The organism is Streptomyces sp. ITFR-6, from assembly GCF_031844725.1.
GTDB lineage: Bacteria > Actinomycetota > Actinomycetes > Streptomycetales > Streptomycetaceae > Streptomyces.
In genome coordinates this window covers 454,688-480,749 of record NZ_CP134612.1, presented here as the reverse complement: position 1 = coordinate 480,749, position 26,062 = coordinate 454,688, and the positions used below count along the sequence as shown (strand labels likewise).

Genomic DNA, 26,062 nt, shown 5'->3' with positions numbered 1-26,062 from the left:
GTTCCGACCGCACGGAGGCGGCGGCCTGCCCGGGGCCCGGATGGTCTATCCGCCGGTACGTTCGCCGAGGCCGTGCAGAAAGGTCCCGAATCCGTGTGGCGCCCGGGGCGTGGCGCGCCCCGAAGTGCGGACGGGACAAGCGTCGGTGCGCAGGATGTGCGTGCCGGGGGCCAGCGCCTCGACCAAGGCGCGGTCTTCGCTGTGCGGCACGGCGGGGAAGCCGCCGGCACGGAGATAGGCGTCGCCCCGGATACCGAGATTGGCTCCGTGGATGTGCGGGTGGCTCCAGGCGGCGTCCGAGCGGCCGGCGAAGTAGTGCGCGTCGTGCAGGGCTCGTACTCCGGCGGCCACGTGGGGGACCGCTGAGATACGCACGGTACCCAGCACGCAGTGGTATCCCTGGCGGGCGCAGCGCAGTTGGTGGGTGAGCCACTCCGGCGGTACCTGGCAGTCGGCGTCGGTGGTGGCGATCCAGGTGGTCTCGGGCCGGGTGCCAGACGATTCCAGGCCCCGGGCGACAGCGGCTGACCGGGCGGCCCCGGCCATCCGGTGGGAGATCTCCACCACGTCGGCGCCGCAGCGGGCGGCGGTGGCCGCGGTGGCATCGGTACAGGAGTCGGCAGCCACCACCAGCTTGAGCACGGGCACGGCGAACGAGCCGCTTCGGCAGTACTCCTGGGCCCGGCGGATCGAGCCGAGAGCCGACGCCAGACTGTCCGCTTCGTCATGCGCGGGTACGGCCACGACCAGCGCGTCGATGGCGGCCCTCACACCAGTCCTTCCGCGACGGCCGGCGACGGAGGCAGGGCGCCGCTGCTCAGCGGGCGTGTGAAGGTGCACAGGACGAAGTCGGGATCCCGGAACGAAGGCCCTTCGACCAGCCCGGGGGCCGCCCGCAGAAGGGGTGTGAGTTCGGCGCCGGTGAGGCGGTGCTCGGCCACCGGGTGGTCCCAGTGCACGGTCACGAGTGTGCCGCCGGGTTCCAGGCACCCTGCCGTGCGGTCCAGAACGGCCCGCAGCTGTGGCTCGTCGAAGTAGTACAGCAGCTCGGAGAGCACCACCAGGTCGAAGGTGCCGGCGGGCCACTGGTCCGGAACGACGAGCTGCCCGACCTGGACGCGCGGCCGGTCGTGATTGCGAGCGGCAGCTTCGGCAACCGCCTGGGGGACCCGGTCCGCTGCGACGACCTCGTCACACCGCTCGGAGAGCAGCCGCGTCAGTACACCGACGGAACAGCCGGGTTCGAACGCCCGGCGGTAGCGCCGCCGGGGCAGCGCGGCCATGGTCATCGCGTACTTGCGCTGTTCGTACCAGCGGCCTGCCAGGTCCCAGGGATCCGACGCTGTGGTGTACATCCGGGTGAAGTACGAGCCCGGCGTGGAGGCGTTCATCGGGATTCCGTTTCTACGAGCACTGTCTCGAAGGGCCTTTGGTGGTGGGCGAGTTCCTCGGGGGGAAGGATCACCGCCGCGTGGTCTTCCAGAGGTGCGATCTGGGTGCGGAAGCAGCGCAGGGCCGTCTTCTTCCTGGCCAGCTCCTCCGGGGCGAGCGGCAGCCGGTGGAAGGAGCGCCACGGCACGCGCGGATCGTCTGGCATGGCCCAGTGCCACATCCATACCGGGTACTGCCACAGCGCGATGCCGACCGCCGATGCGGCCGCACGGGCAGCCCGGCCGACCGCCTCGTGATCGGAGTGAAGATCACCGCTCCAGGGCGCCACGCACAGCGTGGCCCCACTGTTCCGTAGCACCTTCTCCACCTGGGAGCAGACGTGGGCCTCCTCCTCGGCGACCCGCATGTCGGCCACGCCCAGGCGGTGACGCAACTGCCGGTCGACGCCCAGCACGTCCAACGCCTCGGCGAGCTCCGCCCGTCGCGCCTGAGCCAGCACCGGGGGCGGCATCAGCCGGCTCCCAGGGTGTGACCATGGAAGTCTTCATGGACACCGGGTACCCGCGAATGCGATCTTCAGCCTCTCGGAGGTGCCGACCGGGCATTCTGACGCGTGGGAGCGACCTTTGCCGCTCCTCCCGAGCGGCTGCCTCACGGCGGAAGCCCGGGAGCGGTCGGCGCCGATCCGGCCGCGGTCAACGGGCTCGTCGGGACCCCCAAGCACGTCACGGACGCCGTCGCGGACGCCACCATCGACTTCGTGGACCGGCACAAGAACGGCCCGTTCTTCGCGTTCATGGCCCACTACGCGGTACACGCGCCGGTCGCCGACGCGCAGGCGCGCGCCGACCTGCTGGCCAAATACAAGGCCAAGAGGCCCGGGACCGGCCCTTCGGTTCCCGCCTACGGCGCCCTCGGTGAAGGCCTCGATCAGAGCGTGGCCCGCGTGGTCGACCACCTGAGGACCACCGCCGACCCGAACAATCCAGACCACTCCCTGGCCGACAACACCATCGTGGTGATCGCCGGCGACAACGGCGGACTGGGCCTCTACACCGACAACGGGCCGCTTCGCGGGCAGAAGGGCGAACTCCACGAGGGGGGAATCCGCGTACCGCTCATCGCCTGGAGTACCAACCCCGCACTGGTGCACGGCAATACCATCAACCACACCCCGGTCTACGTCACCGACTACCACCCCACCTTCGCCGCACTGGCGGGCGCCTCCCTCCCGTCCGGCCGCCCGCTCGACGGAGCGGACCTGAGCCACCTGTTCGCCGACGCCACGGCCGAGCTCGACCGCGACGCCCTCTACTGGCACCTCCCCGGCTACCTGGCCGACGGTCGCCGGAACCAGCACCCACAATCGGTGATCCGCTCCGGCCAGTGGAAACTGCTGTACAACTACGAAGACCTTTCGTGGGAGTTGTACGACCTGGCCGCCGACATCAGCGAGAACCGCAACATGGCCGCCGAACGTCCGGACCTCGTCCACCTGCTCGGCCACAACCTGATCCGCTGGCTGGTCGACGCCGAAGCACCTCTGGCCACCCTCCGCGAAGGCCGCCCCCCACTCACGTTCACCGTAACCGGCACCACCTACGCCAACGGCCGCACCCGACACCTCAACAGGACCACCCTCGTCGTCAATCCCGGCGAACAGCTGCCACTGGTACTCCAGCGACACTGAACGGGCGCCGGCTTCCAGCTCATGCCGAGGCTCAGGCCGCCGCGGAGGCCTGAGCCGGTGATCGCCAGGCAGCGGCCGAACTGAACGCAGCCGTCGTGACCACCGCCGCCACCGCCCCCTGCCCGACCGCCTCGCCCGCAACGCCCCCTCTGCGTAACGCCTAGGCCTTGACGGTTCCGCGCTTCTTGGCGGGCCGCTTGGCCGGGGGTTTGCGGGAGGGGGAGGCTGCCTTGGCGGCCTGCTCCTCTGTCCGCTTCCCGGCCGTCGAGAGGGAGCCGGTGGCATTCTCCAGATGGGCTCGGACGAACCAGTGGAACTGTTCCAGGGAACGGAGGTGCTCGATGAGAAGGTCCTCGGTGACCGGGTCGAGCGAGCCCGCCTCGGACGCTGCCGAGCGGTGGTCGGTGATGACCCCGGTGTAGACGAGGTCCAGGGCGCCCAGGTGTGCCAGGGCGTCGGCGCGGCCGAGGCCGTAGTCGTTCCAGTCGCGTTCGGCCACCAGGACTCCGGGGGTCCCCTGCGGTTCGCCGCCGAGCGCGGAGATGCGCTCCGCTGTGGCATCCGCCATGCCCCGCACCGCGACGGTCTGAGGGTCGAGCATCTCGTGGACGGCGATGAAATGCGGCCCCACCACGTTCCAGTGGATGTGCTTCAGCGTGAGTGCGAGATCGTTGAGTGCGTGCAGACGCATGTGCAGCAGTGCAATAACTTGTTTTCCCTCCTTGGCGCTGAGGCCGGGAACGGTGTAGCGCGGATTGCTGGGAACCGCCATGACACTCCTTCGTCGGTCGAATGACGTCATTTCCACTTCCCTCTCCCGTCTGATCCATAACTAAGCAGTTCGTGTCGCTGAGAGAGGTGTTCGACGTCAGGCCTGCGATCCGGTCACCGCTGGTCAGGGGAGACCCGGTCGCTGCGCCCTGCGCGATCGATACCGGCTTATGCAGCACAATGGATGCAGAGGTATGCGGCCGCTGCTGAACCTTTGGCCCTCTCGTACGGCCGGTCGGCCCAATCCGTAGCGGAAATTCGTTATTCCGTGCATCCGAACGCCTCGCAGTACGGAATGAGGAGTGGGAGTGCGCCGAACCCGCCGACCGGAGGACATGGTGATGCTGCGAAGCCGGGCCAAGGGGCAGTCCTTTTCCCAAGGCCCCCCGCGTTCGGAGACAGAGACGATGGACGGTGCCGCTCACACCGGCCGGGGCCGCAACCCGGTGCACGACGGTGCCGGGCCACGGCACGGCGCCATTGGCCTGGTGGACCAGGACGTAGCCGGAGCTGTCCTGCGCACCGCACAGGCTGTCCTCGGTGAGAAGCTCGATCAGGCCTCCGCGATCGACGCCGTCTTCTCCCGTGACGTAGCCGAACGCCTCGCCGGCTTCACCCTCGGCGGCGGGAGTCGCATGCGCTCCCAGTTCATCTGGTGGGGCATGCGCGCGACCGCCGCGGGCTCACAGGCCGTGGACGTCGAGCCCGCGCTGCGCCTGGGAGTGGCGGTCGAACTCGTCCAGACGTGCGCGCTGGTCCAGGACGACGTGATGGACGGTTCGTCGTTGCGCCGGGGCCGCCCCGCCATGCATGTCGACTTCGCGGAGAGCCCCGGCCTTTCGTGCGGCCCGAAGCTGCGGGACTCATTCGGCAGATCCGCTGCCGTGCTCCTCGGTGACCTGGCTCTCGCCTGGGCGGACGACACCGTCGCGGAGACGGTCATGCGCCCGGCGGCCAGGCAGCGCGTGTCCGCGGTCTGGCGGGCGATGAGGACCGAGATGGTGGCCGGGCAGTACCTCGACCTGCACGGGCAGGTCACCGGCACACGGTCCGAGGCCCGCGCCCTGCGAACGGCGTACCTGAAGAGCGCCCTGTATTCGGTTGCCCGTCCACTGGCGCTGGGAGCTGCCCTTGCCGGTGCCTCGGAGGACGCCACTCGCGCGTTGTCGGCGGCCGGCCGGTGCGCCGGCCTCGCCTTCCAGATCCGCGACGATCTGCTGGGCGTCTTCGGTGACCCCGGCAAGACCGGCAAGCCTTCGGGTGGCGACATCCGCGAGGGGAAACCGACCTGCCTGATGGCCGTGGCCCGGTCGCGAGCCGGAACCAGCGGTGCGCGCGCCGTCCTCGACGACGCGCTGGGCCGGGCCGACCTCTCGGACGAAACCCTGACCGAGGTGCGCGACGTACTCGTGACCACCGGGGCCCGCGCCGAGATGGAGGACAGAGCCGGCCGGCTCATGAAGCACGCGGCACGCCATCTGGCCGAGGCCTCAGTGGAGCCGTACGCCGGAAACCGCCTGCTCGGCCTGTTCGAAAGCGTCACCGGAGCCGGCACGACGCCATCGGCGGAAGCGAGGACCCGGCCCGGCCCGTCCCCGGAGACGGGCTCCTCCTCCCCTTCCGGCGAGACCGGCCCGGCAGAAGGGGGCACAGCCCGGTGATGACCGTGAAGGGCCCCACCGATCACGTGGTGGTGGTCGGAGCCGGGCTGGCGGGACTGTCCGCCGCGCTCCACCTGCTCGGCGCCGGACGGCAGGTCACCGTGGTGGAGCGCGACTCCTCGCCCGGCGGAAGGGCCGGGCTGCTGGAGCGCGGCGGCTACCGCATGGACACCGGTCCGACCGTGCTGACCATGCCGGATCTGGTCGAGGAGGCCTTCGCGGCAGTCGGCCACACTCTGGCCGGCCGGCTGGAGCTGATCCCTCTCCACCCCGCCTACCGGGCACGGTTCGCCGACGGGACCCAACTGGACGTGCACACGGAACCGGCGGCCATGGAAGCCGCGGTCGAGCAGTTCGCGGGCGCCAGGGAAGCCGTCGGCTACCGCAGGCTGCGGACCTGGCTGACGCGCCTCTACGCCGTACAGATGCGCCGGTTCATCGACGCGAACTTCGACTCCCCGCTTCAGCTCCTCCACCCCGACCTGGCCCGGCTCGCCGCCCTCGGCGGCTTCGGACGGCTCGACGCGCGCGTCGGACACTTCATCAAGGACGAGCGGCTGCGCCGGGTCTTCACCTTCCAGGCCCTGTACGCGGGTGTGCCCCCGGCCCGCGCGCTGGCCGCGTACGCCGTCATCGCCTACATGGACACCATCGCAGGGGTCTATTTCCCCCGGGGCGGCATGCACGCACTGCCCAACGCGATGGCCCGCTCGGCGGCCGAGGCGGGCGCCGCATTCCACTACGGGCAGACCGTCACCCGTTTGGAGCGGTCCGGAGAACGGATCACCGCCGTCGTCACCGACCAGCAGCGCATCGCCTGCGATGCCGTCGTCCTGACGCCGGATCTGCCCGTCAGCTACCGACTGCTCGGTCGCAGCCCCCGCCGCCCCCTTGCCCTGCGCCACTCCCCGTCCGCGGTGATCCTGCACGCGGGAACCGACCGCACCTGGCCCGGCCTCGCCCACCACACCATCTCGTTCGGCGCGGCCTGGAAAGAGACCTTCCGTGAACTCACCCACGGATCCCTGATGTCGGACCCCTCCCTGCTCATCACCCGGCCCACCGCGACGGACCCGGATCTGGCTCCGCCCGGCAGACACCTCCACTACATCCTGGCGCCGTGCCCGAACACGGACGTCGGACCGGGCACCGGCGAGTGGCGCGAACTGGCACCCCGCTACCGCGACACCCTGCTCACCACCCTCGAACAGCGCGGAATGGCCGGGCTGGGCTCCGCGATCGAGGAGGAGGGCCTGGTCACCCCCATCGACTGGACCGCCCAGGGACACACGGCCGGCACACCCTTCTCCGCCGCCCACACCTTTCCCCAGACGGGGCCCTTCCGCCCGCGCAACCTCATACGGGGCACCGAGAACGCCGTCCTCGCCGGCTGCGGCACCACGCCGGGCGTCGGCGTGCCCACCGTGCTGATCTCGGGAAAGCTGGCCGCAGAGAGGATCACCGGCCCTCGCTCCGGCCGGCCCCGTCCACGTCCCCCCTCCTGAAGGGCAGGCCCGCATGACGCCTCGTGAACTCGACGCGGCAGGCATCCACGAGCCCGCTCTGCGCGCCGCGTACACGGCGTGCCGCCGGCTCAACGCGCGGCACGGCAAGACGTACTTCCTCGCGACCCGGCTGCTCCCGGTCGAGAAGCGCCCAGCGGTCCACGCCCTGTACGGCTTCGCCCGGTGGGCCGACGACATTGTGGACGATCTCGACAGCGCGGCCACCCCCGACGAACGCGCCCACGCGCTGCACCGTCTCCAGGAAGTCCTCGACGACGGCCTGCGCGGCGGCCCCTGCACAGAGCCCGTCATCCGGTCGCTCGTCCACACGGCCGCCGTCCACGACATCGACCACCGTCACTTCGCCGCCTTCATGACCTCGATGCGCAGCGACCTGACGGTGACCGGGTACGCCTCCTACCAGGAACTCGGCCGCTACATGTACGGGTCGGCCGCCGTGATCGGTCTCCAGATGCTGCCGGTGCTGGGTACCGAAGGTCCGCAGCACGAGGCGGCCCCGTACGCGGCCGCCCTGGGCGTCGCCTTCCAGCTCACCAACTTCCTCCGGGACGTGGGGGAAGATCTCGACCGCGGCCGGCTCTATCTGCCCGCCGATCTGCTGGCCGCGCACGGAGTGGACCGGGACTACCTTGAATGGAGCAGGGCCACCGGCCGGAGCGACGTCCGCATCACCAGGGTCATGCGAGCGGCGGCCGCTCACAACCGCGGTGTCTACCGCGACGCGCTCCCCGGTCTCGCCCTGCTCACGCCCCGCTCACGCCCGTGCATCCGTACCGCGTTCATCCTCTACAGTCGCATCCTCGACGCGATCGAGGACGACGGCTACGCCGTCCTGCACCGACGGGCAGTGGTCCCCCGTCTGAACCGGGCGGCCGTGGCCCTCGACGGACTGGTACGGGCCCTGGCCACCAGAGCAGGAGCGGGTGCCGGCCGCACCTCCCCGGCCCGCCCCGCGACGAGCGCCGCGCCGGCGCCCGGGACCCTGGCTCGACCCGTCCGTGAGGAGGTGGCATGACCCGCGGCCGCCGTACCGAACGGAACCGGATCCCCCTGCGGCTGCGCCGCGCGGCCGTCACATGGGACCGGCAACCCCCGACCTGGCGCGACGCCAGGCCCGGTGTCATCGCGGACGCGCTGAAGCGGGCGCTGGGCCGGCCCTCCGGCAACTGGTACGTCCTCGGGGCGTCCCGTGCCGTCACGGCCGAGCGGTCGGTCGGACGGACCGTCGGCGGCACCGAAGTGGTGGCCTGGCGCGATGCCTCGGGCCGTCTGCGCGCCGGGCCCGGCGCGTGCCCGCACCTCGGGGCGCCGCTGCGCGACAGCCCCGTCCGGTGCGGCACCCTGGTCTGTCACTGGCACGGACTCGCCCTGAGCGGTGAGCCGTTCGCCGGCTGGGAGCCCTATCCGGCCTTCGACGACGGGGTTCTCGCCTGGGTGCGCCTCGACCATGTCGGCGGTGAGACCCCACTGGAGCGGCCGGTTCTCCCGCCCCGACCGGCGCCGGGCAACACCGTCGACTCCGTGTACGAGGGTGTCGGCGTCTGCGAGCCGGAAGACGTGGTGGCCAATCGCCTCGACCCGTGGCACGGCGCCTGGTTCCACCCGTACTCATTCGTCGACCTGACAGTGACCGGTACGCCGTCCGGTGAGGGTGACGGGGACGAGGACGGGTTCGCCGTCGATGTGTCCTTCAAGATCGTGGGGCGCGTCGTGGTGCCGGTGCGGGCCCTCTTCGCCGCGCCGGAACCACGCACCGTCGTCATGCACATCACGGAGGGCGAGGGCCGGGGGTCCGCGGTCGAATCCCATGCCACTCCGCTGGGGCCCGACCTCATGGGCAGGCCCCGGACCGCGGTGACGGAGGCGCTCCTGGCCGCCTCCGACCGTCGCGGTTTCGCCGTTGCCCGCGCGGCGGCCCCGCTGCTCCGCCCGCTCATGCGGGCCTCCGCCGGACGGCTGTGGCGGGACGACCTCGCGTACGCCGAACGGCGTTGGGAACTGCGCGGCAGCGGCCGCTTCCCGGGCTGACCGCGGCGCGCGCCCGGCCCGTCGGCCCACCGGACGGTGCTGTGACCGCGCGCCGCCCGGCCTCGGCCGTTTCCCTCACCGGGTGCCGAGCGCGGCCAGCCCGCGCAGCACCGCGGAGCGGCCGGCCCGCGGCACCGTCCACAGCGTCTGACCGCGCACCCCCCAGCGCTCCAACAGCGCGTTGGCCGCGAGGAATCCGCTTGTCGCGGCACGCTCCATCAACGCCACCGGAAGCTCCGTCCGGACCAGGTCACCCGCCACCGTCACGGTGGGGTCGGGCGTGCGGACGCCAGGCCGGTGCGGGTAACCGCCGAGCGGGAAGAGCGGGCAGTCCGCGCGCCATTCGTGCCGTACGTCCACCACCCGGGCGCTGCGCGTCTCCGGGTAGACCCGGTGGAGCTGTTCGACCGCCGCCGTCTGCACCCCGGCACGGTCCGCGTCCGGTGAGACCGCGTAGGCGTGCAGTTCGAGCACCGAGCCCCGGTGACGGCGCGCCCAACGAGCGGCCTCGCCCTCCCACCGGTCCAGCACACTGACGTTGTCCAGCGGGGGATAGCCGCTGGTACCGAGGAAGCCGGGGCGGTCCGGCGCCACCGGGCGGTCCAGCCAGAGCCGCGAGACGAGGAACGGTGGTGCTGTCCGCAGACCGTCCACCTTCGCACGCCAGGGCGCGTCGCCCAGTCCGGGCGACGCTGCCACGGCCTTCCGCAGTCCGTCGGTGTCCAGGGCCAGGACCAGTGCGTCGTGGCGCCTTGTCCGGCCGCCGGCGGTGACATCGTGCCCACCACCCACCAGGGGGGTGACGTTCTCCACCGCCGATCCGGTGCGTACCCGCGCGCCGTGCCCCTCCAGATACCGCCGCAACGGTTCCCACAACGCCTGCGGGAACGGCTCGTCCGGCACGTCGAAGAGGAGTCCCTCGCTGGAGCCGAGAAAATAGATGTGGAACATCAACACCAGTTCCGCGGCCGACAGTTCTCGCGGATCGGCGAAGAAGCTACGGGAGAACACCTCGAAGGCCAGATGATGGGCGGCCTCCGGGAACCGGATGCGCGTCAGGAAGTCGTGCGCGCTGACCTCGTCGAGCTGCTCGTACACGTCGGGCACGCGCACGTCCAACAGGGGCAGCGCGGCCCGCGGCCTCATCCGGGCCAGGTCGCGCAGGCCGAAGGTCGGACTGAGCGCGACGAAACCCAGGACGCTGAACGGGGGAGTGCGCGGCACCCGCGCGAAGCTGTCGTACAGGCCCGTGCTGTGCCGCAGCGGATAGTCGGGCAGCCTGGTCAGCGTACGCAGTCCCGGATCGACCCGGCGCAACAAACCGCGCAGGTTGTAGTACTGACGGAAGAAGGCGTGAAAGCCGCGGCTCATCGTGACCGTGGTCCCGTCGGCGATCTCGGTGGGCCGGCCCGCGAGCCGGCCGCCGAGACCCGGCTCACGCTCGTACAGCGTCACCCGCGCACCGCGCTCGGCCAGCACCGTCGTCGCGGAGATTCCCGCGATGCCACCGCCGATCACGGCCACCGAGGGCGCGTCACCGGTGAAACGAGCACGACCGCCGGGTCCGGGGAGCATGACGGCCCTCCGGTCGCGGCCGCGACGGTGGCCGTCCGTAACGGACCTTGCGGACCTCATGGCCGCTCCCGTACGGCGCTCGGTGCCTGGGCGACGATCGTGTGGGTGATGCCCGTCTGCCAACCGGGCAGCGGCAGGACCCGCACCTGACCGAATCCGCGGCGTCGCACCCGGTCGGCGAAATCGGCGGCCGAGTCGAACTCCAGCACGCTGCGGTACAGGTGACGGTAGAGGTCCGCGTCTCCGGTGAGCCGCCCGGCCGGGACCACCACCGCGCCGCAGACCGCCGACCACACCGCCCGGTGCGTACGGCCGGAGCCGAGCGTGTACTCGTGGACGGCCAGCCGCCCGGCCGGGACGAGCAGTTCACGGACCACGTCGAGCACCTGGTCGGGGTCGCTCACATTGCGGAAGAGGTATGCGGCGAACACGGCGTCGAAGCGGCCGTTCACCTGCGAGGGGCGCAGGGCCTCCGCCGGTGCGTGCACGAAGGTGACGTTCCCCGGCCAGCGCTTGGCCGAGGCACGTTCGAGCATGCCCACCGACGCGTCCACCGCGACGATCTCCGCATCCGGCGCCGCCGTCAGGAGCGCGGCGGTCGACGTTCCCGTCCCGCAGCCGAGATCCAGCAGGCGCAGGCCCCGGCCTCCGCCCGCCAGCCCGAGTCTGCGCGCCGAGCGCCGCAGGTCACGGCGGTAGCCGGGATTGACCGCGGTGAGCCGGTCGTAGGCGAGGGAGCCGTGGTCGAACGCGGCGGACAATTCGTCGTCACGCAGCAGTGTCATGGGTCGCTCGTTTCCTGATCAGGAGGCGTACGGGCAGGAGCGCCGGAAAGGGGTGCCGTCCGCGCTCCGGCAGGCGCCTGCCGCTTCGGTCTGAAAGGGAGTTCGACGACGGTGCGAAGCATCGGGGCGACCGGCGTGCGCAGCCCGACCAGGACGTCCTCGTATCCGCGCGACGTACCGTCCAGGAACCGCAGCAGCCGCTCTCCCGGGACCGTACGGAAGAGGCCGGAGAAGAACTCGCCGCCGTCCACCCGGCCGCTGTCCAGCGCCCGCAGCATCACGGCGTCCATGGCGCGCGGCCAGGCTCCGTAAGGCGATGCCACCCGCAGCCGGCTTCCGCCGCGTACCTGCGCGGCGATGGTCCGGCTCTGGCGCTGGACAGCGGCGAACGTGTAGCCGGTCGACGGACGGGTGGCCCCGCCCGCCGTCCCGATGCGGAAGACCGACCGGCCGGCCCGCACCGGGAAACGTCCATCGGTCATCGGAATGACGCCCCGCTCCACAGCGGTCACCCGATGGGCACCGAGCCCCAGCACATCGCGGATGTAGTGACGTAACGCCCGCTCATATCCCGGCGCGTCCAGGACCGCACGCGAGAACTGCGTGTACTCGACCAGGGCGCTGCGCGGTCCCATCGGAAGCACGTAACCGAACGACAGGCCCCGCGGCGGCTGCGGAGTGCGGAAGTCCATCAGATCCGCCGTAGCCGGATCGAACACCGGCCCATCGGCCTCGACGAACCAGCCCGTGAAGTGCTGCAACAGCGTGGTGCGCGCCGCCGGCAGCCGGGTGGGCGGCCTCGAATCGAAGACGTACCTCCCGTGCAGCAGGATCCGCTCGCCCCGGGCATCGCGTGCGACCACCCGGCCACCGCCCCCGGGCGCGTCCCCGACCGCGGTCACCGTCGCCTCCAGCCGGCAAAAGCCTGCCGCGTGCGACAGCCGCCGCTGGACGAACCGCTCGAAGGCGTCCGAGCGGAGCATCTTGTAGCGGAACGGATCGGGGCACGTCACGGTTGCCGCCCCGTCGGGGCCGGTCACGCGCAACCGCCCCCAGGACGCGGACAACACGTCGTCGTACGCCCCACCGGCGGCCTCCCAGAAGCACCACGTGCGAGGCGGTGGTCGCAACGGTCCCTCGGGCGCGTCGACGAGGACAACCGACACGGGGGCGCCATCCGTCGGCGCGCACAACTGATGGGCCAGTGTCAGCCCGGCCGCCCCGGCGCCCACGATGACGACGTCCGGCTGAAGCACGGGGCGCCTTCCTCTCGAACGGGTGTCACTACAGCAATCCGGCGGTCCGGAGAGAGAACCGCCTGTCTGCCGGAGATACTTCCGCAGGGGACGGCACCGCGGATGCGTGCGACGCGCCCACGACGTGTAATCGTGCCTACCCGATCGCGCGCACCGCCTCTCCCCGTTGCCGCATCCGAAGCGGCCGTGGGGACGAAGTATCGAAAGGCAGCACCCCATCAGCGGAAACCAGCCTCTACCTGAGAGACGACACGCGGGCACACACTGACTGGCTTCGTCATCCGGCACCGCTTCCTGGTACTCGGAGTCTGGCTGCTCCTGGCCGTGGTGGGCGGTTACGCCGCACCGAAGGCGACCGCTGCCCTGAGCTTCGAGTTCGGACTGCCGGACCAGCCGGGCTACGAGGCGAACGAGCAGTTGGTGAAGCACTTCGGGCGCTGTTCGGCGGCGTGGGCGCGTTGATCGTCCTGCTGGTGGTGTTCGGATCCGCCCTCGCGCCGATGCCGCTGCTCATCGCCGCCGCGTCCATCCTCACCACGTTCCTGATCGTGTGGGGCCTGACGGGCGTCACCGACATCTCTTTCATCGTCCAGTACCTGCTCGCCCTGATCGGTCTGGGGGTGGCGATCGATTACGCGCTGCTCGTCGTGACCCGCTGGCGCGAGGAGCTGGGCCGCGGTGCCGACACCGAGGAGGCGGTGCGGCGGGCCATGTCCACGGCCGGGCGCTCCGTGCTCTTCTCCGGGGTCACCGTGGCGGTGAGCCTGGCGGCACTGATCGTCCTGCCCGTCCCGTTCCTGCGAAGCGTCGGATTCACCGGGCTGCTCATTCCGTTGATGAGCGGCGCTGCCGCCCTCACCCTGCTCCCGGCTCTCCTGCTGACGGTGGGCAGGCGGCTGGAGTGGCCCGGCCGGCGCTCCCGCGCCTCCGGGAGCAAGCTGTGGCACGCGGTCGGCAGCGCTGTGGTGCGCCACCGCTGGGCGGCCGGTCTGGCGGCCACGGTGGTGCTGCTCGCACTGGCCTCGCCGGTGCTCGGTCTGCGGCTCGGTCGGCCCACGACGGAGTCACTGGCATCCCTGGGCGGTCCGGCCGCCTCCGCCGTGGATCAGCTGGACGGTTCGTCGATCGGAGCCGGTCTCGCCCACCCTGTCGAGATCGTCACCGGGGACGTGGCGAAGGTCCGTGAGGCACTCGGCGGTATCGACGGAGTGGCGGGCGTCATCGCACCACCCGCCTGGACCGACGGCAGCCGTTCCGTCGTCGAGGCGTGGACGCGTGCGGACACCTCCACGGAAGCCGGAGCCGATGCGGCCGCGCAGATCAGGACCGCCGCCGAGAAGGCCGGCGCCCAGGTCGGCGGAGGCCCGCCCAGGACGCCGACTTCCTCAGCGCCGTCTACGGCAACGCGCCCTGGGTGCTGGCCATCATCGGGGTCGTGACGTTCCTGCTCCTGTCCAGAGCCCTGCGTTCGTTCTGGCTGCCGGTCAAGGCACTGGTGCTCAACGTGCTCTCGCTCGGCGCCGCGTACGGCATCACGGTCCTGATCTGGCAGCACGGCCTGGGTAGCGAGTTCCTGTTCGGGCAGTCGGCAGCGGGCGCGATCACCGTCTGGGTCCCGATCGCCGTGTTCGCGTTCCTCTTCGGCCTCTCGATGGACTACGAGGTGTTCCTGCTGTCCCGGATCCGCGAAGAACACGACGCCGGAGCCGACACGGACACCGCCACGGTGCTGGGCGTCGCCCGGACAGGCAGGCTCGTCAGCTCCGCGGCACTCATCCTGTTCCTCGCCTTCGTCGCCCCGTCACGCGTCCCCACCACCGACGTCAAGATCCTCGCCACGGCGCTCGCGCTCGGCATCGTCATCGACGCGACCATCGTCCGAGGCGTGCTCGCACCGGCCCTCGTCGCACTCCTCGGCGACGCCAACTGGTGGCGCACCCCCTTGCCGCGCAAGAAGGGGTGACCCTCCGCCGTTCCGCTGCTGTTCCGCTGCCGTCCCGGGCGGTCTGGAGATGCGCAGACGGGTGTATGGCACCACGCTTGAACCATGGCCGAGCACCTTGTACCTCCCGGTGAGACCCCTCCCGTCGAGGGATGCATCGCCGAAGCCCATGAAGAGCGCCCGGACGGAGGCGTGTGGGAGCACCCGAAGATCTGGCTGGGACTCATCGTCTTCGGCGCGGTTCTCATCGCCGCCTTCTTCATCGCCCGCATATTCGCCCTGTGATCCGGCCAGCTCCGCGCCCCCACTCGCGATGCCGGGCCGGGCTCAGTCGATCGTCTTGATCTCCCGGGCGGGGACTCCCGCGACCAGGGTGCGTGCGGGAACGTCACGAGTGACCACCGCGCCGGCAGCGACCACCGCGCCGGCACCGATGGTCACTCCCTGCGTGATCGTTGCTCCCGCACCGATCCAGACGTCGTCTTCGATGACGATCGGGGCGAGGGAGAGGTACTCGCGGCGCTCGGCGAGGGGCAGAGGGTGCCCTCCGGTGATGAGATCGACCTTCGGGGCGATCATGACACCGTTGCCGATCCGAATCCCGCCCCTGTCCATGAACGTGCATCCCTGGTTGACGAAGACGTTCTCCCCGAACGTCGTGTTCAGCCCGCACTCGGTGAAGAAGGGCGGGTAGATCGTCACCGACTCCGGGAGCGGACCACCGAACACAACAGAAAGTAGTTCAGCGCGACCTACACCGTCACTGAACGGCAGCACGTTCAGCCGGGACGTCGCATCGGTCACCTCCACGACTCGTTTCATATGACGCGCGAAATCGGGCGTCCTGACATACATGATCTGATCGGTGCGAGTGGACATGCGCCGATCCCACCACTCCGAAGAACCCGCGATCAAACAACCTCGCACTCGACCGGCGACAACCAATCGTTGTGAAAGTAGAGTGGCGGTGTGGATGTTGAAGCGGTGCGGACGTTCGTGACCGTCGCTGAGACCGGCCAGTTCCAGGCAGCGGCGGACGAGCTCGGGATCAGCCAGCAGGCGGTCTCCAAGCGGATCGCGGCCCTGGAGAAGCACCTTGGGGTCACGCTCCTGGTGCGCACCTCCCGCGGCTCCCGGACGAGCCTGGACGGGCAGGTCTTCCTGCCGCACGCCAAGAAGGTCCTGGCCACCGTCGAGCAGGCCGAGCAGTCCGTGCGCCCCGGCAGCCGGCCCTTGCGCATCGACGTCCTCAACCGGCGCATCGCTCCGGCCCAGGCCGTCTACCGGTTCTACCGCGCCCACCCCGAGATGGACCTCGACGCCGTCACGCTGAGCAAGGAGAACGCCGCCCAGGCCGTCCGCGCGGTGCTCGACGGGACTGTCGACGCGTCCTTCCGTGCCCTGCCGACAGGCCAGGTCCCGGCCGGGATCAGCGCCGAACGACTCCTGGACGCGCCCCTGGAGCTCCTCGTCGGACCCAGCCACCCGTTGGCGGACGTACCGTGGGCCCGGCCCGCGGACCTGGCCGGCCACCGCATCTGGATCCCCGGGATCAGGCCCGGCACGGAGTGGGCGGCGTTCTATCAGGCCCTGTCCGAGGCCTTCGGTCTGAGCATCGACGCACTCGGCCCCAACTTCGGGGACGAGGCCCTGATGGACGCGTTGGCCGACTCGGACGCGCTGGCTACCCTCGTCGGCAGCGGGGACCGGTACGTGTGGCCCCAGACCCACGACCTGCGGCGCATCCCGCTGCGCGAACCGACCCCGGTGTACACACACGTGCTGCTGTCCCGCACCGGAGACCGGCACCCCGTACTGACCGCGCTACGCAACCATCTGCGCACCTCAGGGCTGCCCACGCCGGACGCCGCGTGGGCACCGGACTGGGCGGACCGCTGACCGCAGGCCTTCGTCCTTGCGCCGGCGGTAGGCACGACGAGCCGATGATCCGGTCCGCCGCCGACTTGGACACCCCGAACGGTGGGGCGACCTGGCGCATGGGCAGGTTCGTGCGTCCGTACGCGGCGACCAGCAGTGCCCGGTCCTCCAACGGCAGGCCCCACGGCCGTCCCTTGCGGACCGCGTCCGCACCCTCGCGCCGCACTCCAGGTCAGCGCCAATCGGGTGGAATGTTGGCGAGCTGTGTCAGCAGGTCCCAGTCAGCTGAACGGAACTTTGGGTCGTGCCACTGGGCGCCGCTGGCGACCCAGTATCCACGCAGCTCGCGGACCTGCGACACGTTGTCATCGCCGATGCCGGATTCGTTGTAGCAGCAGGGGCAGATGACGTACTGCGGTACGCCGTACTCGTCGAACACCGCTTCGCCACGTCGTACCCGCAGATCCGGCAGGCGGTCTCGGTCTTGTCGTCCATACTCATCTCGGCCAGAGCCTACCGATCGACGCCAAATGACACGATGTCTTATTCCGTGTCGCCGCACACCCAGAGGCCCAGGGCCGTAGCGGTCTCGGTGGGGCTGCGGCCTGTAGTGGTGAACTCCCGGCTCACTGCTGACCGGAGCTCTTCTGCGTCCTTGAGCGCTTCCTCGATCTGGTCGGGCATCCACCCGCGGGCCGCAAGGCGGGTGCGGCGGTCCTCGTCAGCGCAGTCGAGGTGTGCCCAGGAAGCTGGCGGCGGATTGGAGATCTCTGCAGACGCGCTCGCCCATTCGGCCGGTGTCAGAGGACAAAGTATCAATACGTCTCCGCCGGCCCGGAGCATCATGACCGCGATCTTCACCCAGAGCCTGTTGTAGGCAGGCCACATGGAATTTGCCGCAGGCGAGGTGATGTTGATGTCGAGCAAACTGCCGTCGTGCTCCAGTAGTTCGTCGAAGTCGACCGTGCCGAACGGGTACGCCGCCAGGTGCGGCAGGAGGGAGGATTTTCCGGCTCCGGGAGCGCCTGTGACGATGTAGAGCCTTGGCATACTGTCTCTCCTGCTACCTGGGGCCAAGTCTGCAGCCTGCATGCATCATGGCGTTCGCGGTAGTCGGCCGGGGTCGAAATACAGCGGTCGGCCGCCGCGGGAAACGAGCTTCCGACGGTCGCGTGCTTGACCGGTCTTGTCGGGGATGGCGCAGCGGATCCCGCACGGGCCGTATCACCCAGAGACGAACAGGGCGCCAGCGAGAGTAGACACCCGGGCCTGTCCGAAGGGCTTCGCCAGGATCGTGTTACGAGCTCTATGCGGCCACAGCACTGCCTAAAAATGGTGGCGCTTCCCCGTTTGGGAGGCGCCACGTCTCTGCGTCTCTGCCATTTCAATCAGGCTCGCTCTGTTCTGATCGAAGCAGCTGCAGTTCAAGGAGCGGGCGTTCTTGCTGGGGGCACGCTCTCGTCGGGGGCCGACGAAGCCCCGTTTCCCCCCGCACCCTGTGGCTCCTGAGGCCGTGCAACTCCTTGGCGTATGGAGTCCATCAGTTCCTTGGGGTTGCCGATCTTTTTGCTTCCCCACAGTACCGCAGGACCCATCAGAAAAATCAGGGCAGCAGGCGCGACGGCTCCCGTAGGAACACCGAGTGAGATCATTACGTCGGCCGCAATAGCAGCGGCTGTAGCCCCCCCACAAAACAATTCGGCGATCACTTTTGCTCGCCTCATTCTCAAGCTCCTCCGCAGACGGTGGACTGTACGCAGGGAGCTCATTCTCGTCCAACAATCCGAGCAATCGACCAGTTGAGAGGCGCTCCAGAACCTTCATGAGCATCGCCACCAAAGCAGGCATCGCGCTCTGGCCCTCTTTGAGGACTTGCCCCGCACACTCATCCAGCGCCATTTTCACCCGAACGGCATGCTCAAATAGTTGATTCTGTCTGGAGGTTCCACCACCCCTCCTTTCTTCACTCTCGCTGAAGCGAATCAATGCCCTGGCGATGTGATGAATCCTTCGATCAGCCGAAATGATGGAACATTTTTGCTCGCTGACGGCGAGACACATGAATACGCATCTACAACCTTCGTAGAAGGCCCTGCGGTGTCCCGCCGACGCCATCCGTGCTCTCACGCGCTTAAGCTCAAGGGGCCACCACATGATCGAAAAGACGTAGAGAGCGATCGAGAGATAGAAGGGCCCTCTGTCACCCAATTTGTGGAAATCCGCTTCGTGTGCTTGTCGCACGAAGGGTGCTGCGGCTTGAGTCGACCCAGCAAAAGCAGCGATGGGCAACACGAAGGCAGTCAGGGATCCCGCAAGAGGGAGTCTCTGCTGTTGCCGGAATCCATCGAGGGCCATTGAATTTAATCTCTTGCTCGGGATGGAAAAGCGAACGCCAAAATATCGACAACTAAGCCGTAGGTCAGAAATTAGGTGTTCATGCCTGGCCGGCCGACATCGATCGGAGTCGTATGATCGACCATCGGATCTTGCCGGCACCTGATGCCCCATTGACAATATGAAGTTGAGAAACTTGGTAAGAATGAAGCATCCGAGCGCCACCGCGGTGCATGCCGCACCGAACTGCAACCAGTTAAGGAATGTCACAGGAAGACCCTACGCGTCGGACGCCTACCGCGCAGCCGAAATGAGAGCCCCGGCGACTGGTCTCATGCCAGTCATCAAACACCTCTGCTGGGAAACCATGCTCTTTCGTGATCCAGCGACATATTCTCCAGAGGGTTGTCGTGCCTAAGGGCTGTCCCGTAAAAGGTCTCCGGGGGACGGCGGTGCGCTACCCCATGACCGCGCGAGCCGCGTCCAGAAACGCCAGCCGGTTGTCCTCCAAATAGTCCCGACGCTTTCACCGCCGGGCAAGCCTTCCCATACCGTCCGGTTGAGGTCGAGGAAGTACGCGCGGGCCGCGTCGTGCACCGGCAGAGGGAACTGGATGCGGATGAGCCGCTCCGCAACCCACAGCCTGTCCATGACGTCCCGGGTCGTGAGGAACCAGGCGTCCGTGTCCTCCCACTCGGAAGGCCGGCTAAAGGCGGAACGTTCGGCCTCGGCCCCCACCTCGACGAACCGCTCCAGCAGCGCCAGCCGTTCCCCGCGCCGGGCCTCCGACAAGGCGAGCTGCTGCCGTTGCTGTTCAGCGCGTTCCGCCGAGAGTTGAGTTCTCTGCTGGACGAGGTAGGACAACGAACCGCCGAGGACAACGCCGCCCAGCGATATGAGTGACACCCAGGCCTGACCTGACATGCCGGTCATCGTGCCATGCCGTCGATCTTTGGGACGATCTGGCTGTGGCTGGTGTGATCACGGCGTCCGAGCCGTCCTGGATAGCCGCGTTCACCGGGCTGAGCCTGCGGCAGTTCGGAAGCTGGTGACAGTTCTGCGGCGCGAGGGTGCAGACGCGGTCCGCAAGGGACGGCCGTGGGGCCTGCCTTTGGAGGACCGGGCCCTGCTGGTCGCCGCGTAATGGCGCACGAACCTGACCATGCGCCGGCCCGCTCCGTTGTTCGGGGTGTCCAAATCGGCGGCGGACCGGATCATCGACCACCTCGGGCCGATGCTTGCTCCCCAGCCCCGCAAGCGGTTCACCAACGGCACCGTGCTCATCGTGGACGGCGCCCTGGTCCCCACCCACGACCACTCCGTGGCCGAGCAGTCCAAGGACTACCGGTACTCCACCAACCACCAGGTTGTCGTCGACGCCGACACCCGCCTGGTCGTCGTGGTGGGCCGGCCGCTGCCCGGAAACCGCAACGACTGCGAGGCGTGGGAGGAATCCGGCGCCGAGGCCGCCGTCGGCAAGACCCTCACGATCGCCGACGGCGGTTACCCCGGCACCGGGCTCGTCATGCCCCACCGCCGACGCAAGGGCAAAGACCTGCCCGACTGGAAACGGAACACAACAAGTCTCACAAGCAGGTCCGTGCCCGCGTCGAGCACGTCTTCGCCCGCATGAAGACCTGGAAGATCCTCCGCGACTGCCGCCTCAAAGGCGACGGAGTCCACCACGCCATGCTCGGCATCGCCCGCATGCACAACCTCGCCTTCGCCGGATAGACAAGCGGACCCATCGCCACCGGCCCGGCCCGGCGACTCAAGGATCATTTACGGGACAGCCCTTAAGCCCTGTCCGGCGGATCATGTTCGTGCGGGGCTCGGTGGGTTGGCTGCATGTCTTCTGCACTTGTAGTTGGTTACGACCCGCAAGCGATACCTGGCGTCGATGGAGAGGCTCTTCGTGCGGCGCTCGATGCGGAGCTGGCCCGGTTCGGTGAGCACGGCATCGACGCGGCCATGACTCTGATCGTGTTCGACGAATCGGCCGAGTCCACCCTCGTCGCATCGTTGACCGAGCAGCCGTGGGATGTCGTGGTCGTCGGCGGCGGGATCCGCAAGACCGAACCACTGCTTCCGCTCTTCGAACAGGTCGTGAGCCTCATCCGGAGCCATGCGCCCCAGGCCGCGATTGCGTTCAACACCGGTGGCGGGGACAGTGTCGAGGCGGCACAGCGGTGGCTCTGAGTCGCGGGCGGCTGATCACGTCCTGAGCCACAGCCGGGTCGCGGTAACGGTAACGGTGCCGCGGAAGGCGTAGACGCGCTTGTCGAACCTCGTGGTCACAGCCCGGAAGTTTTTCAGGGCGCTGATCGTCCGCTCGACTTCGGTCCCGCGCTTGTAGATCGTCTTGTCGAAGCCTTGTGGGTCGCCCGCCTTGGCTGCCTCGGCGCTTGCGGTTGGCCCGCTGCCTCTCTCGCCAGGGGCGTACCCGTCACCGCACGCACAGGGTGCAACCATCTCCTGGCCGCCTCGAAACGCCTCGTGACGGCACCCGAGTACGTGCGCGCCCGCCGCCGGTCGCGTCTGCCCACGGCCGGGGCCAGGGGCAGCCGGGGGCACCGCCCTGTGCTCCGATCCGCATGCCGTGCGGGGGCGCCCGCGTCCGGAGCGGATGCGGGCGGCGGCGCTCCGGGTCACGCTGGAGTCATGGCTACGCCTCCGATCGTGATCCACCGGCCGGCACCCTCCGGTGCGAGGCTCGTCACCGTGTATATCGCCGGCCGTGAAGAACGGCTCGGGCTCGCCCACAGCGACCACGACGTCATCGTGTTCCTCGCAGACGCCGGAATGGCCAGTCCCGAGCGGGCCCTCGACAGTGCGTCCCTCGTGGAGTGGCAGGGCGCCCCCGCCCACGAATACACGGCCCCCTGATGTCGCCGGACCGGCCGTCACGCGGTGCGCTGGTGCGGTAGCGCGCCGGCCACGAAGGGCCCCTTCGCGGCCGGGACAGGCCGCCGACCGCCGGCACCTCCGTCCATGGGGGCGCTGGCTCACTCGGCGCGATGTGGTCGCGAGTCCCGAGTCCGTCCGGCCGAGCACATGGCGGAGGACATCGATGTCTTCGGCTTCCGGCTCACCGACGAGCAGATGACACAGATCGCCCCGCTCGACACCGGTGCCTCGCTGTTCTTCGACCATCGCGACCCCGGGATGGTCGCCTGGCTCGTCAAGCGATGGCTGGACTCCTGACGCTCGTCCGGCCCGGCCTGGCAATCGGCTGCCTACTGTCTGCTGCCGGAGCGCGGTCCGGTACGGCGTCTCCGTACGGTCTCACAGGATTCCGGGCAGGACTACAGCCCCCAGCAGGACCGTGCCGGCCAGGAGCCAGGTGACGTAGTCCCCGATGTGCCCCGAGTGCGCCCGGCGGAGCGGGCCCGTCCAGTCGTAGCGTGCACGGCGGGGCGGAGCGTACAGGCCCGTCGCGCCGAAGCCGATGGCAAGGGTCGTCGAAGCCGCTCCGAGGATCAGACCGGTCGTAGTCCAGTGCGGGGTCCCGTGGGCGCCGAACACGTCGCCCACCGACGCCGCGAGGCCGGGATCGAGTCCGGCCGCGAGCGCACCGGCCAGCAGGACAGCGGGCACCGCGGCCATGGTCGCCGGGACGGGGCCGAGCCTGCCCCTGGTCTCCGGTTCCTCCCGCTCACCCTTCGTCACGTCCGCCGGATCGGTCTCGGGGAGTCGGCCGAGGCCGAGGAACACCCTCGCGGCCACGCGCAGAACGGCACCTGCCGTGAGGGCCGACACTGTGACGAACACGAGGGTGAAAAGTCCGCCCGCCGCCTCCTCGGTCACCGACTTGCCGAGGCCTGTGGCGAAAGGAGGCAGTCCCGCGAGGGCGAGCGCGCCGACGACGAAGAGGGCCGCCACCCCTTTCAGCTCGGTCGCGCTGCCCCGCAGTTCGTGTTCGTCGACGCTGCCGTAACGGTCGAGCAGGATGCCCGTGCAGGCGAAGAGGGACGCCTTCACCCCGGCATGACCGACGACGTAGACGGCGATTCCCGCAGTCGCTCCGGGCCGCGGCAGGCCGGCACCCATGAGGAAGAGGCCGGTGTGCGCGATGGTCGAATACGCGAGGAGACGCTTCACATGGCGTTGTTGCCAGCACATGACGGCGCCGACGAACGCGGTCAGGACACCGAGGGCGACCAGCGCGTGCTCGGCACTTGCCGCGGGGATCCCGCCGGGGCCGGCGAACACCGTGTTGTGCACCCGCCGGACGCCGTACACGCCGAGCTCGACCATGACGCCGGACAGCAGTATGCAGACCGGTGTCGGGGCGACCGCGTGCGCGTCGGGCAGCCAGAAGTGAAAGGGTACGGCGGCCGCTTTGACCAGAAGCCCTGTCAGTACCAGAACGAACGCGCAGAGGGTCAGGGCGTCGGGCCCGCCGAGTGCGTCGAGGCGCTCCCCGATCTGTCTCATGCCGAGTTCGCCGGTGCGGGCGTACAGCAGGATGATGCCGGTCAACGTGGCGTACGCGCCGAGCGAGTTGACGACTCCGAAGGTGAGGGCGCCCTGCACCGCCCTGGCCTCTTCGACGCGGTAGTCGGTCAGGGCGTACGCCACCACACTCATCAACTCGAAGAAGACGAAGGCGTTGAAGAGGTCCCCGGTGAGCGCGAAGCCGCACATGCCCGCCTGGAAGAGCAGGACCAGAGCGGGAAAGGAACCGGCGAGGTGGCTCGTCGAAGTAGTGCCAGGAGTAGACGAGTACGGCGAGGACGAGAACGGATACCAGTGCGGCGCTCCCGAGGCCGGGCACGTCATGGAGCAGGACGATGCCCACACCCCCGCCGTGCCGGGGCTGCTGTCCGCCCACCCATGTGACGGAGCCGGTCGAGGCCTGGCCGAGCAGTACCAGTGCCAGTGCGGCCGTGGCCGCCGCGACCGCGCAGCCGGTCGACTCGGCGGCCACCCGCGGCAGCCGGCGTCCCGCCGCCACCAGGAACACGGCGCCGAACAGCGGCAGAACGACGACCAGGGGGAGGAGCCGGCTCATCCGCGCAGCTCGGACAGTTCGTCGGGGTTGACGGTCCCGTGCCTCTTGGCGACCTGCACGACCAGGGCGAGCAGCAGCGCGGTCACGGTCGCGCCCACCACCACGTCGGTGAGGGCGAGCGCCTGCACGACCGGATCGACCACCGGCCTGGACCCCGGCTTCAGATCGGAGAACACGGGCGCGGTCCCACCGTCCCGGTATTTGACAGCCAGCAGCAGTACATAGGTCGACGACTGGCACACCGCGAGGCAGCCCACCGCGTGGACGAGATGGCGGCTGGTGGCGAGTCCGTAGCAACCGCTCAGGAAGATCCAGTCGGCGACCAGGTAGGGAAGCACTGTCATCACGGTTTCGTCCCGCCCTCGTTCATGCGCCGTCCGCCTTCTCGATCTCCACCGCCTGGTCGAGGAACCGGGCGAGCAGCACCACCACCGCGCACGCCACTTCCATGCCGACGGCCACGTTCAGCAGCGGTACGAGGCCTCCGGACGCGAGGGTGTTGAACGTGCCGTACGGGATAAGGTTGTTGGCGATGAACGCGGAGCCGGCGACGAGTCCCGCCACCCCGACCACCAGGTACGCGGCCTCGCCCATCGCGTCCCCGACCTCGTACAGGCCGATCGGGCGGATACGCTCCAGGGCGCGGTAGTCCGCGCCGAGGTAGAGCAGGTGCAGCGCGGTCGCCACCACCACGCCGCCCTGGAACCCGCCGCCCGGACTGAGCTGGCCGTGGGCCACCACGTAGAGGCCGACGAGCAGCGTGACGGGCAGCAGGACCAGCGCGTACCTGCGTACGGGATGGTCGACACGCGCTGCCTCCGGCCGTACCTGCCGCTCGTCACGGGCCTGCCGCAGCAGGACGATTGTCCCGAGCACCGCGGCGAACAGGATGCTCTCCTCGATCAGTGTGTCGAAGGCGCGCTGGTCGTAGTTGACCGAGGAGACGACGTTGGACGTGCGGTGGGCCAGCGCGGCACCGACGGCCCGCTCTCCGTACGGATGGCTGGTTCCGCCGAAGGCCGGCAGCCGCAGGCAGGCAGCCCCGAACAGCACGGCGAAGCCCAGGCAGCTCACCCCGAGGACCCATGTCCGCAGCCTTCGGCTCATCGTCCGCCGTCCCCGCGCTGCCCGCGGCGCCGCACCTTCCGTACCGAGAGAAGGATCAGCAGCGGAGTGAGGGCCGAGCCCACCGCCAACTGGGACAGGGCGACGTCCGGCGCCTGCAGGACCGTGAAGAGAACGGCGAGCGTCATGCCGAGGACCGCGAGGACCAAGGCCTGGCGGGCGGGATCACGCACCGCCACCGCCGCGGTCGCGGAGGCGGCGACGAGGACCAGCGAGATCACGACGAGCACATCAGAGATGGTGCGCCTTCTCCGGTTTCGGGCAGCCACGGGACAGCGCCCGTGACGCGACCACGTTGCCGGCGACGAGAAGTACACCGGTCAGGACGATCTTGAGCGCCGCCCGCCCCGGCCCGGCGGCCACGCACAGCGCCATGACGACGGGCACAGTGGCGGACGCCAGCAGGATTGTCGGGAGACGCGTCCGCGGCGGATCCTCACACAGGTCGTCCATGAGCAGCCGGGCGTACACGAGCGTGCCGACCGGCCCCAGAACGGAGAGAACCACGGCGAGGTCTGTATAGGACGGGCGCTGATACCCCTGGGCGAGGAGAAGGATCACCAGACAGACCACGGTCGTGGCCGCGTTCTGGGCCACGGACCTGCGCTTGAGCGGTCCGGTCGACACACCCCACACGACCGGACCGAGACCTGCGGCGAGAACAGCGGCCGCGGTGACGAGCCACGCGTTCACCTGCGGCTCGCCGCCCGGCGCGCTGCCACCGCCGCCACAGCTCCGAGCAGGGCACAGAGCGACCCGGTGAGCAGCTCCAGTGTGTCGACGGAGCTGATGAGCACGAGCCACAGCGCGGAGAGCAGTACCTGCCAGAGGAGAAGTTCCGCGGCGAGGGCGGCCGCCCCTTTACGGCTCATGCGCGTGCCTCCTTGTCCTCGCCGACGCGGGTCGCGTCATCCCGCGCGCCGCTGGCCACGCGGTATGCCGACCGGAAACCAGCATGGTGGGGGACCGGTGGAGTGAAGACCATGACCACGCCGCAGTCCGGTGACTAAAGGACCTGTCTGGCCCTGTGGGGCGCACGGACGGCTGGTGCGGACGGGAAGTGGCTCGGGGCTGCTGGCGGCTCA

Annotated in this window: 27 protein-coding genes and 6 pseudogenes; 14 read left to right on the top strand and 19 right to left on the bottom strand. The window is 69.5% G+C overall.

Going from position 1 to position 26,062, the window contains the following annotated elements:
- Window positions 1-45: 45 nt before the first annotated feature.
- From RLT59_RS01990 to RLT59_RS01980, 3 genes are read right to left on the bottom strand one after another with little or no spacing between them, the layout of a single operon-like run.
- On the bottom strand, window positions 46-771 hold the full coding sequence (locus RLT59_RS01990; protein ID WP_311301738.1) for a glycosyltransferase family 2 protein: 726 nt from the start codon (window positions 769-771) through the stop codon (window positions 46-48).
- On the bottom strand, window positions 768-1,391 hold the full coding sequence (locus tag RLT59_RS01985) for a class I SAM-dependent DNA methyltransferase (RefSeq protein WP_311301737.1): 624 nt from the start codon (window positions 1,389-1,391) through the stop codon (window positions 768-770). The genes RLT59_RS01990 and RLT59_RS01985 overlap by 4 nt, the downstream gene beginning before the upstream one ends.
- Window positions 1,388-1,903, bottom strand: coding sequence for a PIG-L deacetylase family protein (locus RLT59_RS01980; protein WP_311301736.1), 516 nt, complete (start codon window positions 1,901-1,903; stop codon window positions 1,388-1,390). Before RLT59_RS01980 ends, RLT59_RS01985 begins: the two co-directional genes overlap by 4 nt.
- Window positions 1,904-2,005: 102 nt before the next feature.
- Between RLT59_RS01980 and RLT59_RS01975 the strand changes: the two genes are divergently transcribed.
- The gene (locus RLT59_RS01975; RefSeq protein WP_311301735.1) at window positions 2,006-3,082 is read left to right on the top strand and encodes a sulfatase-like hydrolase/transferase; all 1,077 of its coding nucleotides are present in this window, start codon (window positions 2,006-2,008) and stop codon (window positions 3,080-3,082) included.
- A 160-nt stretch (window positions 3,083-3,242) separates the two neighbouring features.
- On the opposite strand, the gene RLT59_RS01970 is transcribed toward RLT59_RS01975, so the two are convergent.
- On the bottom strand, window positions 3,243-3,854 hold the full coding sequence (locus RLT59_RS01970) for a Dps family protein (protein WP_311301734.1): 612 nt from the start codon (window positions 3,852-3,854) through the stop codon (window positions 3,243-3,245).
- Between the two features lie 406 nt (window positions 3,855-4,260).
- On the opposite strand from RLT59_RS01970, the gene RLT59_RS01965 reads away from it, so the two are divergent.
- Genes RLT59_RS01965 through RLT59_RS01950 form a run of 4 tightly spaced genes read left to right on the top strand, consistent with a single transcriptional unit; the run spans window position 4,261 to window position 9,068 of the window.
- Complete coding sequence (locus RLT59_RS01965; RefSeq protein WP_311301733.1) at window positions 4,261-5,514, top strand: polyprenyl synthetase family protein; 1,254 nt, start codon at window positions 4,261-4,263, stop codon at window positions 5,512-5,514.
- Entirely contained in the window at window positions 5,511-7,019 is a 1,509-nt protein-coding gene (locus RLT59_RS01960) for a phytoene desaturase (RefSeq protein ID WP_311301732.1), read from the top strand. The genes RLT59_RS01965 and RLT59_RS01960 overlap by 4 nt, the downstream gene beginning before the upstream one ends.
- A 13-nt stretch (window positions 7,020-7,032) precedes the next feature.
- Window positions 7,033-8,055, top strand: a complete 1,023-nt coding sequence (locus RLT59_RS01955; RefSeq protein ID WP_311301731.1) for a phytoene/squalene synthase family protein — start codon at window positions 7,033-7,035, stop codon at window positions 8,053-8,055.
- Complete coding sequence (locus tag RLT59_RS01950) at window positions 8,052-9,068, top strand: Rieske (2Fe-2S) protein (protein ID WP_311301730.1); 1,017 nt, start codon at window positions 8,052-8,054, stop codon at window positions 9,066-9,068. The genes RLT59_RS01955 and RLT59_RS01950 overlap by 4 nt, the downstream gene beginning before the upstream one ends.
- Before the next feature lie 75 nt (window positions 9,069-9,143).
- On the opposite strand, the gene RLT59_RS01945 is transcribed toward RLT59_RS01950, so the two are convergent.
- The 3 genes from RLT59_RS01945 to RLT59_RS01935 are packed head-to-tail and all read right to left on the bottom strand — an operon-like array spanning window position 9,144 to window position 12,684.
- On the bottom strand, window positions 9,144-10,643 hold the full coding sequence (locus RLT59_RS01945; RefSeq protein ID WP_311301729.1) for an FAD-dependent oxidoreductase: 1,500 nt from the start codon (window positions 10,641-10,643) through the stop codon (window positions 9,144-9,146).
- A gap of 56 nt (window positions 10,644-10,699) precedes the next feature.
- Window positions 10,700-11,428 (bottom strand): class I SAM-dependent methyltransferase, encoded by a 729-nt coding sequence (locus RLT59_RS01940; protein WP_311301728.1) that lies wholly within the window; start codon window positions 11,426-11,428, stop codon window positions 10,700-10,702.
- Window positions 11,425-12,684 (bottom strand): lycopene cyclase family protein, encoded by a 1,260-nt coding sequence (locus RLT59_RS01935; protein ID WP_311301727.1) that lies wholly within the window; start codon window positions 12,682-12,684, stop codon window positions 11,425-11,427. The genes RLT59_RS01940 and RLT59_RS01935 overlap by 4 nt, the downstream gene beginning before the upstream one ends.
- 324 nt (window positions 12,685-13,008) lie before the next feature.
- Between RLT59_RS01935 and RLT59_RS01930 the strand changes: the two genes are divergently transcribed.
- From RLT59_RS01930 to RLT59_RS01915, 4 genes are all read left to right on the top strand, one after another.
- Window positions 13,009-13,146 (top strand): hypothetical protein, encoded by a 138-nt coding sequence (locus RLT59_RS01930; RefSeq protein WP_311301726.1) that lies wholly within the window; start codon window positions 13,009-13,011, stop codon window positions 13,144-13,146.
- Complete coding sequence (locus tag RLT59_RS01925) at window positions 13,134-14,123, top strand: MMPL family transporter (RefSeq protein WP_311301725.1); 990 nt, start codon at window positions 13,134-13,136, stop codon at window positions 14,121-14,123. Before RLT59_RS01930 ends, RLT59_RS01925 begins: the two co-directional genes overlap by 13 nt.
- Window positions 14,120-14,647, top strand: coding sequence for an MMPL family transporter (locus tag RLT59_RS01920; protein WP_311301724.1), 528 nt, complete (start codon window positions 14,120-14,122; stop codon window positions 14,645-14,647). Before RLT59_RS01925 ends, RLT59_RS01920 begins: the two co-directional genes overlap by 4 nt.
- 84 nt (window positions 14,648-14,731) lie before the next feature.
- Entirely contained in the window at window positions 14,732-14,911 is a 180-nt protein-coding gene (locus RLT59_RS01915) for a DUF6480 family protein (protein ID WP_024490199.1), read from the top strand.
- A 42-nt stretch (window positions 14,912-14,953) separates the two neighbouring features.
- Here RLT59_RS01915 and RLT59_RS01910 read toward each other — a convergent pair whose 3' ends face one another.
- Window positions 14,954-15,481, bottom strand: coding sequence for a DapH/DapD/GlmU-related protein (locus RLT59_RS01910; protein ID WP_311307584.1), 528 nt, complete (start codon window positions 15,479-15,481; stop codon window positions 14,954-14,956).
- 114 nt (window positions 15,482-15,595) lie between these two features.
- Between RLT59_RS01910 and RLT59_RS01905 the strand changes: the two genes are divergently transcribed.
- Entirely contained in the window at window positions 15,596-16,525 is a 930-nt protein-coding gene (locus RLT59_RS01905) for a LysR family transcriptional regulator (RefSeq protein WP_311301723.1), read from the top strand.
- A gap of 43 nt (window positions 16,526-16,568) precedes the next feature.
- Here RLT59_RS01905 and RLT59_RS01900 read toward each other — a convergent pair.
- The 4 genes and pseudogenes from RLT59_RS01900 to RLT59_RS01885 all read right to left on the bottom strand — a co-directional run.
- Window positions 16,569-16,730, bottom strand: a pseudogene (locus RLT59_RS01900) (transposase family protein); the annotation flags it as partial.
- Between the two features lie 6 nt (window positions 16,731-16,736).
- Window positions 16,737-17,005, bottom strand: a pseudogene (locus tag RLT59_RS01895) (hypothetical protein).
- A gap of 42 nt (window positions 17,006-17,047) precedes the next feature.
- Window positions 17,048-17,554 (bottom strand): ATP-binding protein, encoded by a 507-nt coding sequence (locus tag RLT59_RS01890; RefSeq protein WP_311301722.1) that lies wholly within the window; start codon window positions 17,552-17,554, stop codon window positions 17,048-17,050.
- A gap of 1,741 nt (window positions 17,555-19,295) precedes the next feature.
- Window positions 19,296-19,771, bottom strand: a pseudogene (locus RLT59_RS01885) (hypothetical protein).
- 35 nt (window positions 19,772-19,806) lie between these two features.
- Here RLT59_RS01885 and RLT59_RS01880 point away from each other — a divergent pair.
- Window positions 19,807-20,572 (top strand): annotated as a pseudogene (locus RLT59_RS01880) (transposase).
- A 114-nt stretch (window positions 20,573-20,686) separates the two neighbouring features.
- Window positions 20,687-21,037, top strand: coding sequence for a hypothetical protein (locus tag RLT59_RS01875; RefSeq protein ID WP_311301721.1), 351 nt, complete (start codon window positions 20,687-20,689; stop codon window positions 21,035-21,037).
- A gap of 15 nt (window positions 21,038-21,052) precedes the next feature.
- Here RLT59_RS01875 and RLT59_RS01870 read toward each other — a convergent pair.
- A pseudogene (locus RLT59_RS01870) lies at window positions 21,053-21,260 on the bottom strand (IS5/IS1182 family transposase); the annotation flags it as partial.
- A gap of 239 nt (window positions 21,261-21,499) precedes the next feature.
- Here RLT59_RS01870 and RLT59_RS01865 point away from each other — a divergent pair.
- Together RLT59_RS01865 and RLT59_RS01860 are read left to right on the top strand one after the other, a co-directional pair.
- Window positions 21,500-21,724: a hypothetical protein gene (locus RLT59_RS01865; RefSeq protein WP_311301720.1), complete on the top strand. Its 225-nt coding sequence runs from the start codon at window positions 21,500-21,502 to the stop codon at window positions 21,722-21,724.
- A 168-nt stretch (window positions 21,725-21,892) separates the two neighbouring features.
- Entirely contained in the window at window positions 21,893-22,042 is a 150-nt protein-coding gene (locus RLT59_RS01860; RefSeq protein WP_311301719.1) for a hypothetical protein, read from the top strand.
- 81 nt (window positions 22,043-22,123) lie between these two features.
- On the opposite strand, the pseudogene RLT59_RS01855 reads toward RLT59_RS01860, so the two are convergent.
- The 6 genes and pseudogenes from RLT59_RS01855 to RLT59_RS01830 form a co-directional block, all read right to left on the bottom strand.
- Window positions 22,124-23,852 (bottom strand): annotated as a pseudogene (locus tag RLT59_RS01855) (complex I subunit 5 family protein).
- Window positions 23,849-24,196 carry a sodium:proton antiporter gene (locus tag RLT59_RS01850; protein WP_311301718.1) on the bottom strand — a complete coding sequence of 116 codons (348 nt, stop codon included), beginning with the start codon at window positions 24,194-24,196 and terminating at the stop codon, window positions 23,849-23,851. The pseudogene RLT59_RS01855 and the gene RLT59_RS01850 overlap by 4 nt, the downstream one beginning before the upstream one ends.
- Before the next feature lie 22 nt (window positions 24,197-24,218).
- Complete coding sequence (locus RLT59_RS01845) at window positions 24,219-24,959, bottom strand: MnhB domain-containing protein (protein WP_311301717.1); 741 nt, start codon at window positions 24,957-24,959, stop codon at window positions 24,219-24,221.
- Window positions 24,956-25,216, bottom strand: coding sequence for a Na(+)/H(+) antiporter subunit B (locus RLT59_RS01840; protein WP_311307583.1), 261 nt, complete (start codon window positions 25,214-25,216; stop codon window positions 24,956-24,958). The genes RLT59_RS01845 and RLT59_RS01840 overlap by 4 nt, the downstream gene beginning before the upstream one ends.
- Window positions 25,209-25,670, bottom strand: a complete 462-nt coding sequence (locus tag RLT59_RS01835) for an MrpF/PhaF family protein (RefSeq protein WP_311301716.1) — start codon at window positions 25,668-25,670, stop codon at window positions 25,209-25,211. Before RLT59_RS01835 ends, RLT59_RS01840 begins: the two co-directional genes overlap by 8 nt.
- Entirely contained in the window at window positions 25,667-25,849 is a 183-nt protein-coding gene (locus RLT59_RS01830) for a hypothetical protein (protein ID WP_311301715.1), read from the bottom strand. The genes RLT59_RS01835 and RLT59_RS01830 overlap by 4 nt, the downstream gene beginning before the upstream one ends.
- Window positions 25,850-26,062 lie beyond the last annotated feature (213 nt).